The following is a 22,809-nucleotide window of genomic DNA, read 5'->3' as shown; positions in this document are numbered from 1 at the left end:
GAGCGCAAACCAATGAGCGCAGAGAGTCGCGCATCGGCTAATGTCGATGCCAACGAAATCGATAAATTTGAACAACTCGCCTCCCGCTGGTGGGATCCCAATAGTGAATTTAAACCGCTGCACGATATCAATCCGTTGCGGCTGAACTATATTGACCAGCGAGTCGGGCTCGCTGGTAAACGGGTTGCCGATATCGGCTGTGGCGGCGGTATCCTCTCTGAGTCGATGGCGCAGCGAGGGGCCATCGTCACCGGTATCGATATGGGCCGAGCACCGCTAGAGGTCGCTAAGCTACACCAGTTAGAGTCGGGCACTTCGGTGACCTATCGTCAGATGACGGTAGAGTCGCTCGCTCTTGAGGAGCCGGGCCAGTACGATCTCATCACCTGCCTTGAGATGTTAGAGCATGTTCCCGATCCCGCCTCAGTCATCGCCGCCTGTCGCCAACTGGTTAAACCCGATGGCCACCTCGTCTTCTCCACCATTAACCGCAACCCTAAATCATACCTATTTGCGATTGTCGGGGCCGAGTACCTACTCAAGCTGCTGCCGAAGGGGACTCACGACTATCAGCACTTTATCCGTCCAGCCGAGCTAGAGCGTTGGTGCCGCCAAGCCGGAATTGAGCTGACCGAACTTATCGGAATGAGCTACAACCCGTTGACCAAACGCTACCGTCTCGGCCGTGATATCAGTGTCAACTACCTGTGCTACTGCCGTCCAGTCGCCTGATATCCTCCTTACCCCTTTAACCCTTTATCACCACTTTGAGCTGAGAGATTATGACTACCCCACACGCCGCCTTTAAGGCTATTCGTACCCAAGCTATCCCCTCCCTCAATCTCCAGATCGAGGAGTACCAGCATATCACCACCGCCGCGCGCCATTTTCATCTAGCAGCGAAAGATGATCAAAACACCTTTTTGGTCGGCTTTCGCACCGTACCGCAAGACTCGACCGGCGTAGCCCATATTTTGGAGCACACCTCACTGTGCGGTAGTCGTAAATACCCCGTGCGCGATCCCTTTTTTATGATGATTCGCCGCTCGCTCAATACCTTTATGAACGCCTTTACCGCTAGCGACTGGACTGCCTACCCCTTCGCTAGCCGCAACCGTAAAGACTACTTCAATCTGCTCGATATCTACCTTGATGCTGCCTTTTTCCCCCATCTAAATCAGCTCGACTTTGCCCAAGAGGGGCACCGGCTTGAGTTTGCGACGATGGATGATCCTCACAGTGAGCTCACCTTTAAAGGGGTCGTCTTTAACGAAATGAAAGGGGCGATGAGCTCGCCAGTCTCAGCCCTGTGGCAGAGCCTAACGCGAGAGCTCTTTCCCACGATTACCTATCACCATAATAGTGGTGGCGATCCGGCCCATATTCCCGATCTGAGCTGGGAAGATTTAAAACAGTTTCACGCCACCCACTACCACCCCAGTAACGCTATCTTCATGACCTACGGCGATATTCCTGCCGCCGAGCTACAGCAGCGCTTTCACGATAACGCCTTGCAGCAGTTTCAGGAGAGTCGTACGCCTAAATCGGTGCCCGATGAGCAGCGCTACAGCACCCCGCGCCAGACTGAAGATCGCTACGCCTTCGATAGCGAAGAGCCGACTAGCCAAAAGAGCCATATCGTTCTCGGCTGGCTAATGGGGCGCTGTACCTCGGCAGAGGAGGTACTGGAGGCTAACCTACTAAGCGGTATCTTGCTCGATAATAGCGCCTCGCCGCTGCGTCAGGTACTGGAGACTAGCGACTATGGCCTCGCCCCCTCACCGCTGTGCGGGCTCTCCGACTCTAGTCGAGAGATGTTCTTCGCCTGTGGCTTAGAGGGGAGCGAGCCGGAGCATGCCGAAGCGGTTGAGAGGCTCATTCTCGATACGCTACAGCGGTTGGTCGATGACGGGGTAGAGAGTGGCATGGTCGAGTCGGTACTACACCAGCTAGAGCTCTCACAGCGCGAAATTAGCGGTGATGGCCTCCCCTACGGCCTCCAGTTAATTGTCAATATCTTAGGGGGCACGATGCACGGCGCCGATCCGGTCGCTCTACTCGATATCGATCCGATTCTCGACTCACTACGGCAAAAAATTGCCGACCCCGACTATGTGAGGGGGCTCATTCGCCAACTGATCGACAATCCCCACCGAGTCCGTCTGGTTATGCGTCCCGATAAGGGGTTAAGCGGCGAGTTAGAGAGCGCTGAAAAGCAGCGTTTAGCAGCGATTAGCGCCCAACTCAGCGAGAGTGATCGGCAGCAGATTGTCACCCAAGCACTTAAGCTGGCTGAACGCCAAAATGAGGTGGAGGATGTCGATATTCTGCCCAAAGTCGGCTTAGAAGATATCCCCGCCTCACTCGATATCCCCGTCGGACAACGGCTCACCGCCGGCGGCTATCCTGCCACCTGGTTTAGCCGTGGCACCAATGGTCTGGTCTATGAGCAGCTAGTGATCCCGCTACCAGAACTGAGTGAGCGGCAGCGACAGCTACTGCCACTTTTGACCGATCTATTAGGCGAGCTCGGCAGCCATGGCCGCAGCTATCTCGACACCCAAGCGCTGCAAGCGGCCGTCACGGGTGGTATCGGCGCATCGGTCTCTCTACGGGCAGAGATCGACAACCAGCACGGCTATCGCGGCTTCTTCACCCTCTCAGGCAAGGCGCTAAAACGCAACCACTCCCCCCTTTCAGAGCTGTTGCAGCAGACACTGTTAGAGAGCCGCTTTGACGAATTTGAGCGCATTCGGGAGCTCATTGCCCAAGAGCGGATCTCCCAAGAGCAACGGGTCACCGGTAGTGGCCACGCCCTAGCGATGGCTGCTGCGGCAAGCACCCTCACCCCGGTCACATCGCAAAACCATCGCTGGAGCGGCCTTTTAGGCATTAAAGCACTCAAAGCGCTCGACAAAGAGCTCGATGATCGCACGGCGTTAGAGTCACTCGCCGCCGAGCTGCAACAGCTACAACAGCGACTGTTACAGGCACCCAGAGAACTCCTCTTAATCGCTGAAGAGGAGCTACATCAAGAGGTTGTGACTGAGCTTAACTCTATATGGCCCACCCCCTTTACCCCTAGCAACCACTCCCATCTGCAGCTACCGCAACCCTCAGGGCGAGTTGCCCAAGGATGGACAACCTCTACCCAAGTCAACTTCTGCGCCAAAGCCTACCCCACCGTACCGGTAGAGCACGACGATTCGGCCGCGCTAACGGTACTAGCCCCCTTTTTGCGTAATAACTATCTCCATCGAGCGATTCGAGAGCAGGGAGGGGCCTATGGAGGGGGAGCCTCCTTCGATAGTGATAGCGGTAGCTTCCGCTTCTACTCCTATCGCGATCCCCGTCTTGCAGAGAGCTTGAGCGATTTTGACCGCTCAATTGAGTGGCTACTGGGCAAAGACCACGAGTGGCGTCTGCTAGAGGAGGCGATTTTGGGAGTGATTAGCAGTATCGATAAACCGGGCTCTCCGGCGGGAGAGGCTCGTAGCAGTTTTCATGCCTCGCTCCATGGCCGCACACCGGAGCAGCGCAACCGCTTTCGGCAACGAATTTTAGAGGTTCGTGACGCCGATCTAAAACGGGTTGCCGCGACCTACCTAACCCCATCGAATAGCCACACCGCCGTCATTACCGATAGCCAGCGTCTGCAACAGAGCGGCCTCGAATTAGAAAAAATCGCGCTATAAGGGAGCAGAAATGACTATTCCCGCACTGGAGATTCGTCAACTGTACAAACGCTACAGTAACGGTTTTGAAGCTCTCAAAGGGATCGATCTAGAGGTTGAGCCGGGCGATTTTTTTGCGCTACTCGGCCCTAATGGTGCCGGTAAATCGACCACTATCGGCATTATTATGTCGTTGGTTAACCGCAGTGGCGGCCAAATCAAAATCTTTGGACACGACACCCAGACTGAAACGATGCTCACCAAGCGACTTCTCGGTCTGGTACCACAAGAGTTTAACTTTAACCAGTTTGAGCCCATTGAGGAGATTGTCCTCAATCAGGCCGGCTTTTACGGCGTTAAAGTTGCTGAAGCGAGGCGACGCTGTCAATGGGCGCTCGAATCTTTAGGACTATGGGAGAAGCGGCGCAATATGGCTCGCACTCTCTCCGGTGGCATGAAGCGGCGCTTAATGATAGCCAGAGCGATGATACACCAGCCGAAACTGCTTATTCTGGATGAGCCGACCGCCGGAGTCGATATCGAACTACGCCGTTCGATGTGGAGTTTTTTGCAACAGGTGAATCAGATGGGAACTACCATTATTCTCACTACCCACTACCTTGAAGAGGCGGAGCAGCTTTGCAAAAATGTCGCCATCATTGATCAAGGTGAGATAGTGACCCACACTTCGATTAAATCACTCATCGCCACACTCGATAGAGAGACCTTTATCTTTGATCTGCGCTCTGATATCTCCAAAATCCCACAACTCCCCTGCGGCTATCCGGTCAAACAGATCGATAACCACACGCTAGAGATCGAAATTAACCGCAGCCAGAGTATGAACCATCTATTCGAAGACTTCAGCCAACTCGGTATTGAAGTGATGTCGATGCGTAATAAGTCTAATCGACTAGAAGAGCTGTTTCTTGATTTAGTCGAAAAGAAAAGCAATTAACCGACCCTAACAGGAGCAATATCCTTGACTTCCGATACCCCCCTCTCGCCTCAGCTCGAAATCTCTAATAGCTGGCGCACTTACCAAATTGCCTTCTTCACCATTGTGACTAAGGAGATTCGTCGCTTTCGCCGCATCTGGATTCAGACACTTATTCCGCCACTCATTACCACCGCACTCTACTTTATGATCTTTGGCAAGATGATTGGGGATCAACTCGCTCCGATTGATGGCCATAGCTATATGGACTACATCGTCCCCGGTCTTATTATGATGACCATTATTACTAACGCCTACTCTAATGTCGTCTCCAGCTTCTATAGCTCTAAGTTTGGTCGCTATATCGAAGAGCTGCTCATCTCGCCGGTACCCCATTCGCTGATTCTGCTCGGTTATATCTCAGGGGGGGTGGCTCGCGGCTTAGTTATCGGCCTACTGGTCACCGGTGTGGCTACCCTCTTTACCGATCTACAGCTACATAACTTGTGGGTCTCTCTTAGCGTCGCTACCTTAACCGCGATTCTATTTGCTCTCGGCGGCTTTATTAATGCCGTTTATGCCAAAACTTTTGACGATATCACACTCATCCCCACCTTTGTCCTTACGCCTTTGACCTATTTAGGTGGTATCTTCTACTCGGTGGCCATGTTACCGGAGATTTGGCGCGATATCTCGCTACTAAACCCCATCCTCTACATGATTAACACCCTGCGCTACGGGATGCTCGGGATTAGTGATATCGATCTCACTACCGCCTACCTGGTTATTATTGCCTTTATTGTCCTCCTCTATAGCATCAGCCTGTGGCTCCTTAAAACAGGTGTGGGTATCCGTCATTGATCTCGCCGTTAACGCTCCGCCATGCTACCATAGCCCCTCAGTGACCTAACTAGCTGCTATTGGGGGGGAGTGTGTCTGATACCTTACTGCAATTTATTCAGCAAATAATCAATGGGTTAACCCTAGGGAGCATCTACGCCTTTATCGCTATCGGCTATACCATGGTCTATGGCATTATCGGCATGATTAACTTCGCCCATGGCGAGATCTATATGCTTGGTGCCTATATTTCAGTCATTGCTATCGCCCTGTTGGCGATGGTGGGAATCACGGCCCTGCCCTTTGTGTTGCTCGTGACGCTACTGATTACTATTTTGATTACCAGTGCCTATGGTTGGACGGTAGAGCGGGCCGCTTATCGTCCGCTGCGGGGACGCCACCGCTTGGTGCCCCTCATCTCTGCTATCGGGATGTCGATCTTTTTGCAAAACTATGTCCAGCTCGCGCAAGGGAGTCGCGATATCGCGATTCAACCCCTCATTAGCGGCGGGTGGCAGTTTGGTGGCAGCGATAGCTTTCAGGTCTATCTCTCCTATATGCAGGTGGTTATCTGGACTACCACTCTTATCTTTATGACGGCTTTAACCCAATTTATCGGTCGCACTAAGCTCGGCCGCGCCTCTCGTGCCGTCTCGGAAGATAGAAAGATGGCCAATATGCTCGGTATTGATACCGATAGAGTGATTGCTATGACCTTTGTGATTGGAGCGGCGCTTGCCGCCGTCGCCGGTCTGCTAGTTGTCCTCTACTACGGTGTGGTGAATGCCTATATCGGCTTTATTGCCGGATTAAAGGCGTTTACTGCGGCCGTTTTGGGGGGGATCGGCAGTATTCCTGGCGCTATGCTTGGGGGGATTGTGTTGGGTTTGACCGAAAGCTTCACCTCCGCCTATCTAACCACCGAGTATAAAGATGTGGTCGCCTTTAGTCTGCTGGTGCTCATTTTGCTATTTCGACCGACCGGTCTGCTCGGTAAGCCCGATGTAGAGAAGGTGTAACCGATGGCACAGAGGGTCAAGCACGCCTTGATGGCGACACTGCTCACCGCTATTTTGGCTATTCCTATTTTAGGCGCCCAAATTGTCACCGAACCGGGGCAGATTCTGCTCCACTGGGAGGGGCGTGGCGTCCTCATCGCCATGGTGATCGTCTTTGTCGCCCAACTACTGCGTGCTGAGCTGGTACGCTCACTCGGTTTTGCCAAACAGCTACCAAAGTGGATGCCGGCGCTGAAACTGGCTCCTAACCGTCGCTTGGTCGTCTCACTTATGCTTGCCGTGGCACTCATTTGGCCGCTATTTGCCTCTCGGGGCCATATCGATCTGGCCTCGTTGGCGATGATCTATATTATGATGGGGCTAGGGCTCAATATTGTGGTCGGTTATGCCGGCCTGCTCGATTTAGGCTATGTCGCCTTCTACGCCGTCGGAGCCTACAGTTACGCCCTCCTCTCGCTCTACTTTGGGGTCTCATTCTGGCTAGCGCTGCCGATTGCTGGCGCACTGGCGGCGCTATTTGGCTTTCTACTCGGTTTTCCGGTATTGCGGCTGCGTGGCGACTATCTGGCGATTGTCACTTTAGGCTTTGGTGAGATTATCCGACTGGTGTTAAATAATTGGGATAGTCTCACCGGCGGCCCCGACGGCATCGGTGGCATTGAGAAACCGACGCTATTTGGGCTGGAGTTTAGTCGCCGCGCTAGTGAGGGCAATACGCCGTTTCATGAGTTTTTTGGCCTTGAGTATAGTAGCGAGTATAAGGTTATCTTTCTCTATCTGCTGGCGCTCCTTTTGGTACTTATCACCCTCTATACCATCCATCGACTGGTAAGAATGCCGATCGGTCGGGCATGGGAGGCGCTGCGGGAGGATGAGATTGCCTGTCGCTCACTAGGGCTTAATCCTACCTCAATTAAACTCTCCGCCTTTACCCTTGGGGCGATGTTTGCCGGTTTTGCCGGCTGCTTTTTTGCGGCAAGACAGGGATTTATTAACCCCGAATCGTTTACCTTTATCGAGTCGGCCATCGTACTGGCGATTGTGGTGCTAGGCGGTATGGGCTCCCAAATCGGAGTGCTGCTAGCGGCAATTGCGCTTACCGTCCTGCCGGAGATAGCAAGAGAGTTTGACCAGTACCGAATGCTGCTTTTCGGCCTGGTCATGGTGCTGATGATGGTCTGGCGTCCACAGGGGCTGCTACCTAGCAAGCGCCCAACGATTGAGGTGGCCGTGCGATGAACCCTCCGCCCCCGCTCCTACAGGTGAACAATCTAGCGATGCGTTTTGGGGGGCTACTAGCCGTTAGCGATGTCACCTTTTCGCTCAATGAGGGGCAGATTATGGCGATTATCGGCCCTAATGGTGCCGGCAAAACCACCGCCTTTAACTGCATTAGCGGTTTCTATCGCCCTAGCTGCGGTACGATACGATTCAAAGGTGAGGTGATCACCACTAAACCTAGCCATGTGATTGCTCGTCGGGGGCTGGTGCGTACTTTTCAAAATATTCGCCTCTTTAGTGCGATGACAGTGCTGGAGAATCTGCTAGTAGCCCAACATACCCACCTCAATACCCATCTACTCTCGGGACTGCTACAGACTCGCCACTATCGACGCAAAGAGCAGGAGGCGATTGAGCATGCCCTCAAGTGGCTTAACATTATGCAGCTTAGCGGCGTTGTCCATCGTGAAGCGGGCAATTTGGCCTATGGTCAGCAGCGTAAACTCGAAATCGCCCGCTGTATGGTGACTCGACCACAGCTACTACTGCTCGATGAGCCGGCTGCGGGGCTTAACCCTAGCGAAACGGCCGAGTTAACACAACTCATTCGCTATCTACGCGATGAGCATCGAGTCACGGTGCTCATTATCGAACACGATATGAAGCTGGTGATGACTATCTCAGAACAGATTTTGGTGCTAGATCGCGGCATACCGATTGCCGCAGGTAACCCCGCCGCGATTCAACAACATCCGGAGGTGATTCGCGCCTACTTAGGGGATGATGGGTAGTGTTACGGTTAACCAATATTCATACCCACTACGGTAAAATCGAAGCGCTTAAAGGGGTCAGTCTTGAGATTGACGCGGGGGAGATTGTCACCCTCGTAGGTGCGAATGGTGCCGGTAAGAGTACGCTGCTGATGTCGATTTGTGGCGATCCCTCCCCAAGTCAGGGGGAGATTCTGTACAAAAATCGGCCTATTCACCGCCTGCCGACCACCCAAATTATGGGGCGTGAGATCGGTATCGTGCCCGAGGGGAGGCGCATCTTTCCCGGCCTCACGGTGGCAGAAAACCTGATGATGGGTGGTTTTCACCGCACACCGGAGGAGAATCGGGACGGTATGGCGCACATCTATCAACTCTTCCCTCGCCTGCAAGAGCGTCAGCAGCAGCGCGGCGGTACCCTGTCAGGGGGAGAACAGCAGATGCTAGCCATAGGCAGAGCGCTGATGGCACAACCTAAGCTGCTATTAATGGATGAGCCGTCGCTAGGTCTCGCACCAATAATGATTAGCCAAATTTTCGATATTATTCGAACGATTCGTGATGAGGGAACCACTATCTTTTTGGTAGAGCAAAATGCCCACCGAGCGCTAAAGATTGCCGATCGCGGCTATGTACTCGAAAATGGCGTGGTAGTTAATAGCGGCACCGGGCACGAGCTATTGCACGATGAGTCGGTGCGAGCGGCCTATTTAGGGGGGTAGCCCTATAGCGCTACTCGTTTAATAATACATTTGAATAGATTACCTTCACGATCATCAATGAAATCAATGTCCGGATAGGCCTTTAATGCCCGTCTAATCCCATTGCCTAACCCTCTATAAGGAAGTAATTTGGTTGCGAATGAAGTGAGAATTGGATTTCGAATATTTGAATTTCCTGCCTTAATATTTTCAACTGTCAAATTATTTGGTAAGTGACCTGGGCTAATGATTTCGATACGATCAGAGAAGATAAATATGCGAATGGGAGCTGAAACGAAATAGTCCCTATGAATCAATGCATTCGTCACCAGTTCTTCAAAAACAATATTAGGAATCTCCTTAACTCCAATTGAGTTGACGCCCTGATCTCCTTGGATGCTTTTTATATTTCTCGCTAGAAAAATAGTTGTCTCTTTGTAAATATCCAGAATAGTTCCAGTATTGTCTTGGCTTTCTATATAGTTTTCTTCGTCGATACAGTCACCGGGGTAACAGACACATTTCACAAGACATGTTGGCAACTTAAATTTGTTGTTTTTTCCAAATAGTAAAAAGCAGGCAAGATTGAATTCACCCTTTCTGGCAAGATTCATATTTTCAAGAATCTGTGTTACTGGAAGCTCCTGAGCTGCTAATTTTTCTTCAAACTCTTTTTCAAAGAATTTATCAAATAGTTCTAAATCAATATCATTGATTGTTGAGTTCTGAACCACTACTTCATCGGCATGAACGAGGCTGGCGCTTTGAAACAATCGTTGTAGCTCCTCCCTTGAGGTAGCCTTTCGTTTATCAGATCCACTTTTTACCCAAATTGTCCCATTTTTGTCCTGGTATGGCTTATTCATACCCTTAGCCACATCAATTATAAGAATTCGTTTCCCATCGATTGTGACGATTTCCGTCAGCGGGTTAATCGCTGGTTTAATATGTTGACTGGCGACATTCGAAAGAAGTTGGTTAATCCGATGGATATCTTCAGAGGAGAGCCCAATAATGTCACCCTTTTTATCCGCACTCTCATCAACACCGATGAAGAGCCTCCCCCCCAGTGAATTACTGAAAGCAATAAGCTCCTGAACCAACGAATCAGGGTTATTTAAGTTTTTTTTGAATTGATTTCGGCTATCCTCACCTTGAGAGATGATCTGTAGTAATTCTATGATTTCCATATTTGATAAATCTCCTTACGACGGTCAAATGCTTCTTTGCCGCCTTCCATGATCTTAACGATTGTTTTTTGAGTTTCATGATTATCGACACTTCCGCTATAAACAGACTCTTTGTCGTCCATAAACGAACAGGCATGCACTAACTCAGCATCCCCTAGCACAGGAATATTCGGATTGTGAGTAGCGAAAATAAACTGAACTTCAGGTTTCATTTTCCGAATCAACTTAATGACATCTTCGTAGATCGTCTGGTTATCGAGATCATCTTCCGGTTGGTCAATAATGATGACATCGTTCTCCTTCTGACTGAGAACAAAAAGAATTAATGCGGAAGCACGCTGTCCCAAAGAGTGGTGCTGCAACTCTTTGCCTCTGTAGATAATCGTAAATTTATTTGGGGTTTGGTAAGTAAGCAGCGTTTTAAGGTGCTTCAAAAACAGCTCTGTGAGGCTTTGTGGATTACTCCCGCATAACTGTTTGGCATTCTCTAGATCTTTGTAGATAGCCACAAAGTCAACATACTGTTCCACAAGGCCATGATAGGTAGTTTCACGAATACCACTCCCCTTAAATATATCCTTCATAAAAGACAAAAAGGCGGCCTTATCCTCTTTGTAACCAGATAAGATGGAGAGAGAGGAACTAGCTGTTCCAATGTTATCCAATTCGTCCTTAATTAAATTGAACTCCTGTAGCCAGAGAGCGTTTAAATGCTGCAATTCGACCCACAGTCGCTGCTGAAGGTTTCTATTTTGATCACTCTGTTTTTTCAACGCAGATATCATCTGAGTCGCTATGGTCAATCTCTTTTTTAACATCAAAAACTCATCCGAACTGATGTTTTGACTTCCGTTACCTTTTAACTCCTCCGCCAGCTTTCGTTCAATTTCAGCAAACTCTTCTACCATCCCTTTACGAATTTCAGATAACTCGCTTTGGCTGTCAAGCAATGCCTGCTTTGTGGTTCTTTCGCTAGTGAGCCATCTCTTTACAGAGTCAATCAATGAGATATAGGAGTCGTATTGCTGGTAGAACCTCTTAAACAGTTCATCGTTATGTTTTGACTGATAACCGCAGAAATTGCGGAGATCATCTTCGTGTTGAGCTAATAGACTTTCCAGATCGGAGACAAAATTCGCAGCCAGTTGAACTCCTCGGCTCATCATGCGAACATCACTATCAAAGTCCAGCCGTTTCTGAAGCTTTTCTTCTATGCCATGCTCTTTGTAGAAGTTCAGGCGATGCTCCGAGTCCTGTCTAATAGTCTCTTGCTCTGCCATTTGCTCATGAACATGACTACTGTTCAGTAGGCGATCGACAGCTTCGGCAACCGCTTGTTTTTTATGAAATATGTTTTGTCGCACATCATCTAGCTTTGAGCCAAGCAGCTTATCTACCAGATCCTTTTCAAAACCTTCGCCGGTATTGGACAGATCTTTTTGTCCAAAATAGATCGGTTTACGCAATACAGTTCCTCGAATTGACACACCTGGCTGTAATTTTCCATCAATCAATACCTCGGAATAGTTTTCTTGCCAAACTCTGCGTATGGTGTACTGTCGGCCACAGCGATCAATCGCATCGATTTCAACTTTACCGCCGCTGCCAAGGGTAAATTCAACAAGTTTACGCTTATACTCCTGATCACCCGTTTTTTCGCCAAATGGAATTTCTAGTGCATAGCGAATGACTTCCAGCACAGAGGACTTTCCACTGCCTCTGATTCCAATGAGTGTATTTAGTTCGGGAGAAAAATATAGCTCTTGATCTTTAAGTGTGTTACCCGTAAAGCGAATTGAACGAATATGTGAGTGTTTGTGGTGTATAGGCTCTTGCGAGATCCGGTTTTTGTTGTCAATCAATGCAAATTTCACCGCATCAAATGAGAGAGCGCCTAGCTTGAGATAGCACGATCTTCCGCTGCCGATCTCAGCTATCGATTTACAATCAGAGCCTTCCACTTCGGCCGGATACCAATCGCCAAACCAGCTTTTTATTTGGGTTCTGCAAACCCTATCTGATTTGTCGTCCGTTCTAACCTGCTGAAATCCAAGCGTTCTGCAACGCACCGTTTCATATCTTTTATCTTTAAAGTCGCCCATTGCATGCCACAATCCACTTCTCTGTGCTACATGGGCAAAAATAAGGAAGTAGTCACGGCCTGTTTTCTCCAACTCTTCAACCACATGTAGTATATTTTTGTCGCTTCTTCCATTTTCATTCTGGTACTCTGATTCAGTTTTCCCGCAGAAAAGGGTGGTAATGATGGGCGATATGTAATCGTTACCGTTTTCTAGCCATTGATCACCAAAAACTATTAAGGTGTGAACGCCGTTTGAGCCATCATCGACAGCAAGTTCGACCCCAGGAAGCAGGCAAATATCTCTCCTCTTTGCCATCTTTCTGAGAGCTTGATAGTCACTCTCATCAAACTTGTTGTGATTGGTAATCACCCCGATTCTGATGTCAGCCTTTTCCAAGCCTTTTACATAGTTTGAAAAATAGTCATCCTCGTTGTCTGTATATTTAAATTCTTTATCTGCATTAGTATGGAGATGAAAATCAGCTCTTATCCAAGTTGAGCCATATCCAAAGATGCTAGGGGCTTGAATATCATTACTCATGGTCAGGATAGGGGTAGGTAGTTACGATCTACCGAATAATCCCCCGCTGTGACTGCTGAATAAACTGCACTAGTGGTGCGATCTCTGCACACTCAGCCACCATCGTCTCTAGTTCGGTCAGGGCCTCTTTTAGCGGCAAGCCAGAGCGGTAGAGGCGTTTATAGGCTCGTTTAAGCGCCCTTATCGTCTCGCCTTTAAAACCGCGTCGTTTTAACCCTTCGCTGTTAATACCGTGCGGTTCGGCCACATTGCCGGCAACCAATAGGTAGGGCGGAACATCGCGAGTAACGGCACTGCCCATTGCGGTAAAGGCGTGTGCGCCAATGGCGCAAAATTGGTGGACTAGTGTAAAGCCGCTCAAGATGGCATGATCATCTACCGTGACATGGCCCGCTAACGAGGCGTTATTGGAGAAGATGGTATGGTGACCAATCTGACAGTCGTGGGCGATATGGATATAGGCCATCAGCAGATTGTCGTTACCGATGCGGGTCTCCCCTCCCCCCTTCACTGTCCCCCGATTAATCGTCGCCGCTTCACGAATGGTATTGCGATCCCCTATCACCAGTCTAGTCGCCTCACCGCGATAGGTTTTATCTTGTGGTTCGGCTCCGATGGAGGCGAACTGAAACACTCGATTATCACACCCCATCACCGTTGGACCACTGATGACAACATGGGGGCCAATATCACACCTAGCCCCTAGTGTCACCCCAGCCCCGATAATGGTATAGGGGCCAATGCGTACCCCTTCGGCGATATTAGCCGACGGGTCGATCACTGCTGTTCGGTGAATCTCCGCCATTAGCCCACCGACTGCTCGGCACACATAATGTCGGCACTGGCGACCAACTTCTCATCTACTTTAGCCTCGGCACTAAATTTCCAGATGGTTCGCTTCTGCTTTAGTAGAGTCACATGCAGATGGAGCTGATCACCTGGTACCACCGGCAGCTTAAAGCGGCAGTTATCGATGCCGGCAAAGAAGTAGAGTGAGTCGTCAGAGGGGCGATTACCGGAGGTTTTAAAGGCTAAAATACCGGTCGCCTGTGCTAGCGCCTCGGTGATAAGTACCCCCGGAAAGATCGGCCGCGCGGGAAAGTGGCCCGGAAAGAAGGGCTCATTGATTGAGATATTTTTATAGGCGTGTAGCCACTGTCCCGGTTCATAGTCAACCACCCGATCAATTAATAAAAAGGGGTAGCGGTGGGGTAGGTATTGCAATATCTGTTGAATATCGAGTGGGTTCATAGTGGTTATCCTTGGTTCGGTTCGGAATCGGGGGGAGAGGGTGGCAGCAACTGCTCTAACCGGTTCAGTCGCTGCGCCATCGCGTTAAGCTGTTTAAAGCGGACAAAATTTTTCTGCCACTCAGCCGATGGCTGTAGTGGGGTGCCGGAGGAGTAAACCCCGGGCTGGCGAATGGAGCCGGTCACCAGCGAGGTCGCGGTAATCGTGACCCCATCACATATCTGCAGGTGGCCCAAAATGCCAGCTCCCCCCCCAATCGCACAGTGGCGACCAATGGTGGCGCTACCGGCGATTCCGACACAACCGGCAATCGCGGTGTGATCGCCAATGGTGACATTGTGGGCAATCTGTACTTGGTTATCGATCTTAACCCCATCACCGATGAGAGTATCCGCCATCGCGCCGCGATCGATGGTGGTGTTGGCACCGATTTCGATCTCATCACCCAGCGTCACCCCACCGAGCTGGGCAATTTTAGTCCAGCCGGTGCCATGATGGGCAAAGCCGAAGCCATCAGCGCCAATCACCGCCCCGCTATGGATAGTCGCCCCCCGCCCCACCTTGCAGTCGCGGTAGAGGGTGACGCGGGGGTAGAGGTGGCAGTTATCACCTAGGCGGCAGTTAGCGCCAATGAAACCGCCGGCCCCCACCACGCACCTAGCACCTAGTTCGACCCCCTCCTCAATGACCACATTCGGACCGATAGCCACCCCCTCGCCTAGGCGAGCTGAGGGGGCAATCTGGGCCGAAGCGTCGATGGTGGCCGCCGGCATCGGTGGCAAGAAGCGTTGGCTAATGCGGGCATAACTGAGGTAGGGATCGACGACGATGAGTGAGGCGTTGGGGTTATCTTGCGCTAGCTCCGCCGTGAGTAGCACCGCAGTGGCCCGATTTTGACGCAGTTGGCGTCGAAATTTAGCACTAACGCAGAAGGTGAGCGCACCGGCGGCGGCGCTATTGAGTGGCGCTAAATGGTCAACCGGCAAGGCCCCCTCCCCCAACAGCTCTGCATCTAGCTGCTGCGCTACCTCGGCTAGCGTCAATATCGGCACAACGGATCGCTTAAGGTTGGGGGGAGGCTTTTTGCAGTGCCTGAATCACTCTATCGGTAATGTCGGCCTTCGGGCTAGCATAGACCACGCCCGCCTCCAGTACCAGATCGAACCCCTGCTCTTTGGCCACTTCGATCACCACCGCGGCAATCTCGCGCTGCATTTTAGCTAGCTCCTCTTTTTGGCGCAGTAGAAAGTCCTCCTCAAAGGCGTCTCTATCGCGCTTAAAGTCGCGCTGTAGGCGGCGTAGCTCCTGCTCTAGGCTATCCTTTTCGCTTAAACTCATAATCGCCCCGTCACGAATGAGGCGATTATCGAGCTCTTTAATGCGGTTAAAGCGCTTCTCTAGCTCATTTTTGCGCCCAGAGAACTCCTGCTCTAGCTTAAAAATCGCCTCTTTAGCCTGAGGTGAGCGCTCCGCTAGCTCTGGTGTATTGACAAAGGCGACCCGAGTCGGCTCTGCGCCGAAGGCGGTACCGGTTACAGTTAGCCACACTACCACGGCTATCGAGCCGATAGCTTGGTTCATTTTCATATCACACCCTCCAAGTTACACTTAAACTATATTGACTAGATTCACCATTCATTATTAGGGAATGCCGATAGAGAACTGGAACGATTCGAGCTCATCTCCCCTCTTATCCCGTAGTGGCACTCCGTAGCTGAACTTCAGCGGTCCGACCGGCGTTAACCACGATAGCGATACGCCGGTCGAAAAGCGCATCTTCTCTAAATCGATGCCGTAACTGCGCTCATAGACATTACCACCATCGATAAATAGCCCAAGTCGCATCGAGTTCGACTGCTCATCAAAAGGGGGAGGAAAGAGTAGCTCTAACCCCGTCAGGAGTCGGGTATCGCCCCCTAACGAGTCCCCTTGGCTATCGAAAGTCCCCTCGGTACCGAGACTATTATTTCTGAAACCGCGCACCGTTCCCACCCCACCGGCGTGAAACCGCTCAAACGGCGGTAGCATATTGCGATCACCATAGTAGTCGGCATAACTAATCTCACCATGACTTACCAAGGTAATCTCATGATAGACTTGAAAGTAGTTGCGCTGCGTCAGCTCGACTGTGTAGAACTGGAGTGTATCCTGATTGAGTGGCAGTGCTAGTGCCGTTGATATTTGACTCAACCCCCCACCATTGGGGAAAATTTTACGGTTTCGGGTGTCATGGGCAAAGCTGTTGCGCCAGCGCCAGGTCTTAAAATCGCACTGTTCTCGGCTAGAGATATCGTCACAAAACGCCAAAATCTCCTCTAGGGTATAGTCATTCGGCGTCAATTCGGTATTTTCAAAGGTGACTCCTGTGCGAAAAGTATTATATTCACTCACCGGAATACCGTAACTCGGCCCGAGTGACCAGGTACGCAGATCGTAGTCGGAGATATCGCTCTCGCTGCCATCGGTCTTACGGTAGGAGAGCATTAGCGTCTGACTAATACCATCGATGGTAAAGTAGGGATCGGTGGTGCTGAAGCTATAGACGGTATTCGATTGACTATTATCGACCTTAACGGTAAAGCTCTTGCCGCTACCGAGAAAGTTATCTTGAGTGACGCTAGCGTTTAATAACACCCCTTGGGCGTTACTATAACCGACCCCAGCACTTAAGTTGCCAAAGGCATCTTTCTCCATCACTCGAATATCGATATCCGCCTGATCTTGCCTGCCGGGAACTCGGGCGGTATTGACACTCACCTCATCAAAAAATCCTAATCTATCTAGGCGGGTCTTAGAGCGTTTGACTCGGGCAGTGGATATCCAGCCCGCCTCCATTTGACGCAATTCGCGTCGTAATACCTCATCGCGGGTGCGGTGGTGTCCATAGAGATTAATCCGCCGCACATAGACTCGCTTACCGGGATCGACTAAAAAGGTGAGTGTCACCTCGCGCTGCTCATCATCGAGCTGCGGTACCGGATTGACGCTGGCAAAGGCGTAGCCGTTATCGCCTAACTTTTCCGCAATCTGCCGGCTAGAGGCGGAGAGGGCGCTGCGAGAGAAGAGATCACCCGCTTTAAGTTGTAGCAGCGGCCGTAGTTCCGCTTCTGGCACAATGGTGTCGCCGGCAATATTGATCGCTTTGATGCGATAGGGCTCCCCTTCGCTCAAATTGACGGTGATATAGACATCCTCCCGCTCTGGGGTAATGCTCACCTGAGTCGAGTCGATGGCAAAATTGATATAGCCTCGATCCATATAGTAGCTGCGAATCTTCTCTAAATCACCGGCTAGCTTCTGGCGCGAATATTGATCATTGCTACCGAAACCGAGTAGTGGCCGCTCCCCCGACTCTAGTAGTCCTAACAGCAGCTCATCATCGTAAGCATTATTGCCTAATAGTTTCAGGCGATTAATCGACGCCTCGCGCCCCTCATTGATCGTTAAGGTAATCGCGACCCGATTGCGTGGCAGCCGTTCGACTAGCGGGTTAATTTGGCTATTATATTTGCCAAGAGTCATATATTGCTGTTTGAGCTCCAGCACCACTTTATCGAGTAGCGAACGGTTAAATGAACGCCCCTCACGAAAACCGATCAATTTGAGGCTGTCGAGTAGCTGGTTACTATCGATATCCTCATTGCCCTCTAGGGTAATGGTGGCGATCGAGGGGCGTTCATCTAGCACGACCACTAGCGTGTTCTCATCCCGTTCAAAGGCGACATCGTAAAAAAAGCCGGTCTGATAGAGCCGTTCAACCGCCTGTTCTATCTTAGCTGGGGTCACCTCGGTATCGGGCTCAATATCGAGATAGTTAAACACTGTACCAACCGAAATGCGCTGTAGCCCCTCGACCCGAATATCCTCGACCATGAAGGGGGTAAAGGCGGCAGCTACCGTGGTAAAGCACCAGAGCAGGGCCAGTAGCCCTAGGCGAAAAACTAGCCCCATCCGAGTCGCACCATATCGTTATAGACCGCCACCATCATTAACAGCGCCAGCAGCGAGATACCGACCTGCTGACCGACCATTTCAACACGCTCCGATAACGGAGCCCCGCGTAACCACTCCAGTAGATAGAAGAACAGATGCCCCCCATCTAACACTGGGATCGGTAGTAGATTGAGAATCCCCAGACTCAGACTGACAATCGCAATAAACCCCAGTAGTTGACTTAAACCGGCATCGGCTGAGTGTTTCGCATAACGAGCGATGGTAATCGGACCGCTTAGATTCTCTACCGAGACCGATCCGGTGACCATCCGCCCTAACACTTTTAGGGTCAATATCGACATCTCCCAGCTCTTCTCAACCGCAGCGACCAAGCCATCGAACACCCCATACTGCCACACCGCCCGATAGCGGGCGATATCGGCCGAATCGACCTGAAGACTCACCCCTAGTCGGCCAATCTTCTCGCCCTGATGGTGCTGCGCTTCGGGTGTCACCTCTAGTGCCACGCTCTCCCCCTCACGCCGTAGCACCAGCGTTAGGGGCTGCTCTGGATGCTGTTTTATCTGCTCGACCGCCTCACTCCAGCTATGAATCGCTAGCTGATTAATCTGTTCGATACGATCACCAGCACGCATACCGGCTCTCTCTGCCGCCGAGCCACTCACCACTTCACCGATGACGGGGGGGAGGGACATCGGTGCGGGGGCGATACCGGTCAGGGTCTGAAATAGCTCCGGTTTTACCTCAGTCGTTAGGCGGTGTAGCGGCAACTCTACCACCTGCCCGACTCCCCCTCGCTCTAGGGTGAGCTGCAACGGCTCGCGCAGCAGTGCTGCCGGTAAGATCTTCTCTAACGCCGCCTGCCAAGTCGGCACGCTCTCCTCCCCCACGGCCACAATCAGATCGCCAGCCTCAATCCCCGCATACCATGCCGGGGTATCGGGTGGCGGTTCGGCTAGCTCGGGCACAGTTCCTTCGACCCCGTGCATAAACATTAACCAGTAGCTAAGCACCGCTAGCAGTAGGTTAGCGATGGGGCCGGCTGCGACAATCGCTACCCGCTGTCGCAGTGGACGGCGATTAAAGGCGTAGGGGAGATCGGCGGTTGCCACCTCCGCCTCGCGCTCATCGACCATTTTGACATAGCCCCCGAGTGGAATCGCCGCAATCACATACTCCACCCCATCGGCACCGACCCGCCGCCACAGTGGCTGACCAAAGCCGACCGAAAAGCGCAACACCTTCACTCCACAACGACGCGCCACCCAGAAGTGGCCATACTCATGGATGGTGATCAGTAACCCTAGGACTAGAATAAAGTTAATGACGGTTGATAATAGCTCAAGCATACGCTATCTGCCCCCAAACTTCGCTCCGAATGTCGCTATCTAGTTGCAATAGCTGCTCAATCGACTCCACCGCCGCTACCGTATGGGCCGTCAGCGCCTGCTCTACTTGACGAGGAATGTCGGTAAAGCCAATGCGCCCCTCTAAAAAGGCCGCCACAGCGACCTCATTCGCCGCATTGAGCACCGTCGCGGCGGTACCACCGGCGCGCAGCGCCTCATAGGCGAGTCGCAGCGCCGGAAAGCGCTCAAAATCGGGACGGTAGAACTCAAAATGGCCGATTTTGGCCAGATCGAGCGGGGCGACACCTGAGCAGATTCGCTCTGGGTAGCCTAATGCATGGGCAATCGGAGTACGCATATCGGGGTTACCTAACTGTGCTAATACCGAGCCATCGCTATAGGCGACCATGGAGTGGATGACGCTCTGCGGATGGATCACCACCTCAATCTGCTCGGCGGAGGCATTAAAGAGCCAGTGAGCCTCTATCACCTCTAACCCCTTATTCATCATCGTGGCCGAATCGACCGAAATCTTCTGTCCCATACGCCAGTTCGGATGAGCTATCGCCTCCTCTGGGGTAATATCGACCATCTCGGCAGCACTACGCTGTCGAAACGGGCCGCCCGAGGCGGTTAAAACCACCCGCTCAACCCCTACCGCCGCTAGCTCACCACCAAAATTGGCCGGTAACGACTGATAGATGGCATTATGCTCACTATCGATAGGCAGCAACTTAGCCCCGTGCTGCTGTAGTTCCGCCATAAAGAGCTCGCCTGCCATCACCAGCGACTCTTTATTAGCTAGCAGCAGCCGCTTTCCGGCCCGAATAGCTGCCAAAGTCGCCTTTAGCCCCGCTGCACCGACAATCGCCGCCATCACATCATCGACACTCTCAGCGCAGGCGATCTGGGCTAACCCCGCCTCCCCCGCCTCGACTCGGGTCTCACACCCTAGCTGCTGCAACCTTTGCGCTAACGCCTCGGCCGCACCGCTATCGGCCATTACCGCTATTTTAGGGTCAAATTCGAGACAGAGTGCCACCATCGGCTCGACTCGGTTATAGGCACTTAAACCATAAATAGCAAACCTTTCACGATGCTGACGCACCACACTGAGGGTACTTTGGCCGATGGAGCCGGTCGCTCCGAGAATAGTTAACTGACGCATTAGTTGTAAAACATTAAAATCCAAAATAGAGGCGCGGCGGTTGTCAAGCTGTCGATACGATCTAACACCCCCCCATGGCCCGGCAGAATCGAGCCGCTATCTTTCATATCGGCCGTGCGCTTAAACAGACTCTCGGCCAGATCGCCAACAATCGACACCATGGCGGTCAATAGCGCCACCATGAGAAATAGCCACGACTGAGAGAGCCAGAGCTTAATCCCCGTCGCAACAACGACTGTCAATACCGCCCCCCCCAAGACGCCCTCCCAGCTCTTACCGGGGGAGATCGCTGGTGCCAGTTTAGTGCGGCCCCAACGGCGGCCACTAAAGTAGGCTCCGATATCGACCGCCCAAACGATGAGCAGTAGCGCTATTAGCAGTTTAGGATCTTGCTGCTGCAACAGCAGCAGTACATACCAGGTCGGCAGCAGCATGAGCGCTCCGACTAGGCCCCGTAGCGGCAGGTGGGTACGCCAGAGAGTGGCAATGGCCGGATAACGAGCCACCAGCTTTACCCCCAGTGCAAACCAAAATAGCCCTAGCCACGGCAGGGTATCTTGCACCAGCTGCTGGTCGGGCCAAAACCAGAGCCCCGCCATCGCTAGCAGCGCTAGCAGCAGGTAGAGTCGCCGTCCCCCCCTCTTGGGGGTCAGCAGGGCGCTCCACTCCCAAAAGCCGATGAGCGCCACGATGCCGATTAGCAGTGCAAACGGTGCCGCTGGTAGCGCCAGCACCGCCCACAATGCCAGCGGCATCAGCACAGCGGCTGTCAATAGGCGCTGTTTAAGCATGATCTCCAGCAGTCACTTGATCGCCGGTACGACCAAAACGGCGCTGTCGCAGACTGAAGGAGTCGAGTGCGGTCTGAAATTCGGCGACATTGAAATCGGGCCACAACTTATCGGTAAAGTAGAGTTCGGTATAGGCGAGTTGCCATAGCAGAAAGTTACTCACCCGCTGCTCGCCACCGGTACGAATAAAGAGATCGGGCTCGGGTAACTCAGATAGGGTGAGCTGCTGCGCTAACAGCGACTCGCTAATCGCTTCGGCATCGAGCCTACCGGCCGCAACCTCGGAGGCGAGATGGCGGCACGCTTGCACAATATCCCAACGCCCGCCATAGTTAGCAGCGATATTGAGTTGCAGTCGATCATTATGGGTCGTTAATTGGTGCGCTGCCGCTATCCGTTGTCGTAACTGCGGATTAAAGCGCGCTAAGTCGCCAATAATCTGTAGTTTAACGCCGTTACGGTGCAGCTTAGTGACCTCTCTATCTAGGGCGCTCATAAACAGCTCCATTAACAGACCGACCTCTTCTGCTGGGCGACGCCAGTTCTCGCTACTAAAGGCGAATAGAGTTAAGACGGGGATCTGCTGCTCTATGCAGCTTTTGACCACCCCCCGCACCGTTTCGACACCCGCCTTATGGCCAGCGAAGCGGGGCAGTAGCCGCTTTTTAGCCCAGCGACCATTGCCATCCATAATGATAGCGATATGTTGCGGTCGTGACGACGACATAGCCTAGCTGATCTGGTCAGATCAGATTTCGAGCAGATCCTTCTCTTTCTGCTCAACTATCTCATCGACCTTAAGCACGAACTTATCGGTCAGTTTCTGTATCGAATCTTCAGCGCCACGCGCCTCATCTTCGCTCACCGACTTCTCTTTTAAGAGCTCTTTAAAATCGGAGTTCGCATCACGGCGTACATTTCGTATCGCCACTTTACCCTTCTCCCCCTCCCCTTTGACCACTTTAATTAGGTCGCGCCGACGCTCTTCGGTCAGTGGCGGCATCGGAACTCGAATCACATTACCGGAGGTGGCCGGATTGAGCCCTAAATCGGAGGTGAGAATCGCCTTTTCGACGACTGAGACCATCCCCTTCTCCCACGGTGTGACGGTGAGAGTGCGTGAGTCCTCAACATGGATATTAGCCGCCTGTCCGATCGGAACTGTCGAGCCGTAGTAGTCAACGGTAATGTGATCTAACAGTGAGGCGTTGGCTCTTCCGGTACGAATTTTACTTAACTCCACTTTAAGCGTCTCAAGGCTCTTGCCCATTCGCTCTTCGGCATCTTTAAGAATGTCGTTAATCATCTCTTCTATCCTGG

Annotated in this window: 20 protein-coding genes; 8 read left to right on the top strand and 12 right to left on the bottom strand. The window is 51.9% G+C overall.

Going from position 1 to position 22,809, the window contains the following annotated elements:
• Nucleotides 1-12 precede the first annotated feature (12 nt).
• The 8 genes from ubiG to D5085_14865 all read left to right on the top strand — a co-directional run bounded on the left by ubiG (nucleotide 13) and on the right by D5085_14865 (nucleotide 9,183).
• The gene (gene ubiG, locus D5085_14900) at nucleotides 13-732 is read left to right on the top strand and encodes a bifunctional 2-polyprenyl-6-hydroxyphenol methylase/3-demethylubiquinol 3-O-methyltransferase UbiG (protein ID QEP44298.1); all 720 of its coding nucleotides are present in this window, start codon (nucleotides 13-15) and stop codon (nucleotides 730-732) included.
• Between the two features lie 50 nt (nucleotides 733-782).
• Nucleotides 783-3,695, top strand: coding sequence for a peptidase M16 (locus D5085_14895; GenBank protein QEP44297.1), 2,913 nt, complete (start codon nucleotides 783-785; stop codon nucleotides 3,693-3,695).
• Nucleotides 3,696-3,705: 10 nt separating this feature from the next.
• Nucleotides 3,706-4,632, top strand: coding sequence for an ABC transporter ATP-binding protein (locus D5085_14890; protein QEP44296.1), 927 nt, complete (start codon nucleotides 3,706-3,708; stop codon nucleotides 4,630-4,632).
• A 60-nt stretch (nucleotides 4,633-4,692) separates the two neighbouring features.
• Nucleotides 4,693-5,472: an ABC transporter permease gene (locus D5085_14885; protein QEP45180.1), complete on the top strand. Its 780-nt coding sequence runs from the start codon at nucleotides 4,693-4,695 to the stop codon at nucleotides 5,470-5,472.
• 71 nt (nucleotides 5,473-5,543) lie between these two features.
• On the top strand, nucleotides 5,544-6,470 hold the full coding sequence (gene livH / locus D5085_14880; protein QEP44295.1) for a high-affinity branched-chain amino acid ABC transporter permease LivH: 927 nt from the start codon (nucleotides 5,544-5,546) through the stop codon (nucleotides 6,468-6,470).
• Nucleotides 6,471-6,473: 3 nt separating this feature from the next.
• Complete coding sequence (locus tag D5085_14875) at nucleotides 6,474-7,709, top strand: high-affinity branched-chain amino acid ABC transporter permease LivM (GenBank protein ID QEP44294.1); 1,236 nt, start codon at nucleotides 6,474-6,476, stop codon at nucleotides 7,707-7,709.
• On the top strand, nucleotides 7,706-8,482 hold the full coding sequence (gene livG / locus D5085_14870) for a high-affinity branched-chain amino acid ABC transporter ATP-binding protein LivG (protein QEP44293.1): 777 nt from the start codon (nucleotides 7,706-7,708) through the stop codon (nucleotides 8,480-8,482). Before D5085_14875 ends, livG begins: the two co-directional genes overlap by 4 nt.
• Entirely contained in the window at nucleotides 8,482-9,183 is a 702-nt protein-coding gene (locus tag D5085_14865; GenBank protein ID QEP44292.1) for an ABC transporter ATP-binding protein, read from the top strand. Before livG ends, D5085_14865 begins: the two co-directional genes overlap by 1 nt.
• A gap of 2 nt (nucleotides 9,184-9,185) precedes the next feature.
• On the opposite strand, the gene D5085_14860 is transcribed toward D5085_14865, so the two are convergent.
• The 12 genes from D5085_14860 to D5085_14805 are packed head-to-tail and all read right to left on the bottom strand — an operon-like array spanning nucleotide 9,186 to nucleotide 22,795.
• On the bottom strand, nucleotides 9,186-10,352 hold the full coding sequence (locus D5085_14860) for an ATP-dependent DNA helicase RecG (protein QEP44291.1): 1,167 nt from the start codon (nucleotides 10,350-10,352) through the stop codon (nucleotides 9,186-9,188).
• Nucleotides 10,340-12,976: a histidinol-phosphatase gene (locus tag D5085_14855; protein ID QEP44290.1), complete on the bottom strand. Its 2,637-nt coding sequence runs from the start codon at nucleotides 12,974-12,976 to the stop codon at nucleotides 10,340-10,342. The genes D5085_14860 and D5085_14855 overlap by 13 nt, the downstream gene beginning before the upstream one ends.
• 28 nt (nucleotides 12,977-13,004) lie before the next feature.
• The gene (locus D5085_14850; protein ID QEP44289.1) at nucleotides 13,005-13,781 is read right to left on the bottom strand and encodes an acyl-ACP--UDP-N-acetylglucosamine O-acyltransferase; all 777 of its coding nucleotides are present in this window, start codon (nucleotides 13,779-13,781) and stop codon (nucleotides 13,005-13,007) included.
• A complete protein-coding gene (gene fabZ, locus D5085_14845) occupies nucleotides 13,781-14,227 on the bottom strand; it encodes a 3-hydroxyacyl-[acyl-carrier-protein] dehydratase FabZ (GenBank protein ID QEP44288.1) in 447 nt (148 codons plus the stop codon). The genes D5085_14850 and fabZ overlap by 1 nt, the downstream gene beginning before the upstream one ends.
• A gap of 5 nt (nucleotides 14,228-14,232) precedes the next feature.
• On the bottom strand, nucleotides 14,233-15,279 hold the full coding sequence (lpxD, locus tag D5085_14840) for a UDP-3-O-(3-hydroxymyristoyl)glucosamine N-acyltransferase (GenBank protein ID QEP44287.1): 1,047 nt from the start codon (nucleotides 15,277-15,279) through the stop codon (nucleotides 14,233-14,235).
• Nucleotides 15,280-15,289: 10 nt separating this feature from the next.
• Entirely contained in the window at nucleotides 15,290-15,814 is a 525-nt protein-coding gene (locus tag D5085_14835; GenBank protein ID QEP44286.1) for an OmpH family outer membrane protein, read from the bottom strand.
• Between the two features lie 54 nt (nucleotides 15,815-15,868).
• Nucleotides 15,869-18,178 carry an outer membrane protein assembly factor BamA gene (gene bamA, locus D5085_14830; protein ID QEP44285.1) on the bottom strand — a complete coding sequence of 770 codons (2,310 nt, stop codon included), beginning with the start codon at nucleotides 18,176-18,178 and terminating at the stop codon, nucleotides 15,869-15,871.
• A complete protein-coding gene (gene rseP, locus D5085_14825; protein QEP44284.1) occupies nucleotides 18,169-19,530 on the bottom strand; it encodes an RIP metalloprotease RseP in 1,362 nt (453 codons plus the stop codon). The genes bamA and rseP overlap by 10 nt, the downstream gene beginning before the upstream one ends.
• Complete coding sequence (locus tag D5085_14820) at nucleotides 19,523-20,698, bottom strand: 1-deoxy-D-xylulose-5-phosphate reductoisomerase (GenBank protein ID QEP44283.1); 1,176 nt, start codon at nucleotides 20,696-20,698, stop codon at nucleotides 19,523-19,525. The genes rseP and D5085_14820 overlap by 8 nt, the downstream gene beginning before the upstream one ends.
• A complete protein-coding gene (locus tag D5085_14815) occupies nucleotides 20,698-21,489 on the bottom strand; it encodes a phosphatidate cytidylyltransferase (protein ID QEP44282.1) in 792 nt (263 codons plus the stop codon). The genes D5085_14820 and D5085_14815 overlap by 1 nt, the downstream gene beginning before the upstream one ends.
• Nucleotides 21,482-22,216 carry an isoprenyl transferase gene (locus D5085_14810; protein ID QEP44281.1) on the bottom strand — a complete coding sequence of 245 codons (735 nt, stop codon included), beginning with the start codon at nucleotides 22,214-22,216 and terminating at the stop codon, nucleotides 21,482-21,484. Before D5085_14810 ends, D5085_14815 begins: the two co-directional genes overlap by 8 nt.
• A gap of 21 nt (nucleotides 22,217-22,237) precedes the next feature.
• A complete protein-coding gene (locus tag D5085_14805) occupies nucleotides 22,238-22,795 on the bottom strand; it encodes a ribosome recycling factor (protein QEP44280.1) in 558 nt (185 codons plus the stop codon).
• Between the last annotated feature and the right edge of the window lie 14 nt (nucleotides 22,796-22,809).

This window comes from Ectothiorhodospiraceae bacterium BW-2 (assembly GCA_008375315.1).
Taxonomy (GTDB): domain Bacteria; phylum Pseudomonadota; class Gammaproteobacteria; order Thiohalomonadales; family Thiohalomonadaceae; genus BW-2.
The sequence above is the reverse complement of the archived record's forward strand: the minus strand, read 5'-3'. Positions and strand labels throughout refer to the sequence as shown.

Excerpts from the sequence above, each read along its gene's own strand:
- D5085_14810 (QEP44281.1), bottom strand. The coding sequence starts at position 22,216 with ATGTCGTCGTCACGACCGCAACATATCGCTATCATTATGGATGGCAAT.
- ubiG (QEP44298.1), top strand. The coding sequence starts at position 13 with ATGAGCGCAGAGAGTCGCGCATCGGCTAATGTCGATGCCAACGAAATC.
- D5085_14895 (QEP44297.1), top strand. The coding sequence starts at position 783 with ATGACTACCCCACACGCCGCCTTTAAGGCTATTCGTACCCAAGCTATC.
- D5085_14805 (QEP44280.1), bottom strand. The coding sequence starts at position 22,795 with ATGATTAACGACATTCTTAAAGATGCCGAAGAGCGAATGGGCAAGAGC.
- D5085_14860 (QEP44291.1), bottom strand. The coding sequence starts at position 10,352 with ATGGAAATCATAGAATTACTACAGATCATCTCTCAAGGTGAGGATAGC.
- fabZ (QEP44288.1), bottom strand. The coding sequence starts at position 14,227 with ATGAACCCACTCGATATTCAACAGATATTGCAATACCTACCCCACCGC.
- D5085_14820 (QEP44283.1), bottom strand. The coding sequence starts at position 20,698 with ATGCGTCAGTTAACTATTCTCGGAGCGACCGGCTCCATCGGCCAAAGT.
- D5085_14875 (QEP44294.1), top strand. The coding sequence starts at position 6,474 with ATGGCACAGAGGGTCAAGCACGCCTTGATGGCGACACTGCTCACCGCT.
- livG (QEP44293.1), top strand. The coding sequence starts at position 7,706 with ATGAACCCTCCGCCCCCGCTCCTACAGGTGAACAATCTAGCGATGCGT.
- D5085_14855 (QEP44290.1), bottom strand. The coding sequence starts at position 12,976 with ATGAGTAATGATATTCAAGCCCCTAGCATCTTTGGATATGGCTCAACT.
- D5085_14815 (QEP44282.1), bottom strand. The coding sequence starts at position 21,489 with ATGCTTAAACAGCGCCTATTGACAGCCGCTGTGCTGATGCCGCTGGCA.
- bamA (QEP44285.1), bottom strand. The coding sequence starts at position 18,178 with ATGGGGCTAGTTTTTCGCCTAGGGCTACTGGCCCTGCTCTGGTGCTTT.
- D5085_14890 (QEP44296.1), top strand. The coding sequence starts at position 3,706 with ATGACTATTCCCGCACTGGAGATTCGTCAACTGTACAAACGCTACAGT.
- rseP (QEP44284.1), bottom strand. The coding sequence starts at position 19,530 with ATGCTTGAGCTATTATCAACCGTCATTAACTTTATTCTAGTCCTAGGG.
- D5085_14835 (QEP44286.1), bottom strand. The coding sequence starts at position 15,814 with ATGAAAATGAACCAAGCTATCGGCTCGATAGCCGTGGTAGTGTGGCTA.
- D5085_14850 (QEP44289.1), bottom strand. The coding sequence starts at position 13,781 with ATGGCGGAGATTCACCGAACAGCAGTGATCGACCCGTCGGCTAATATC.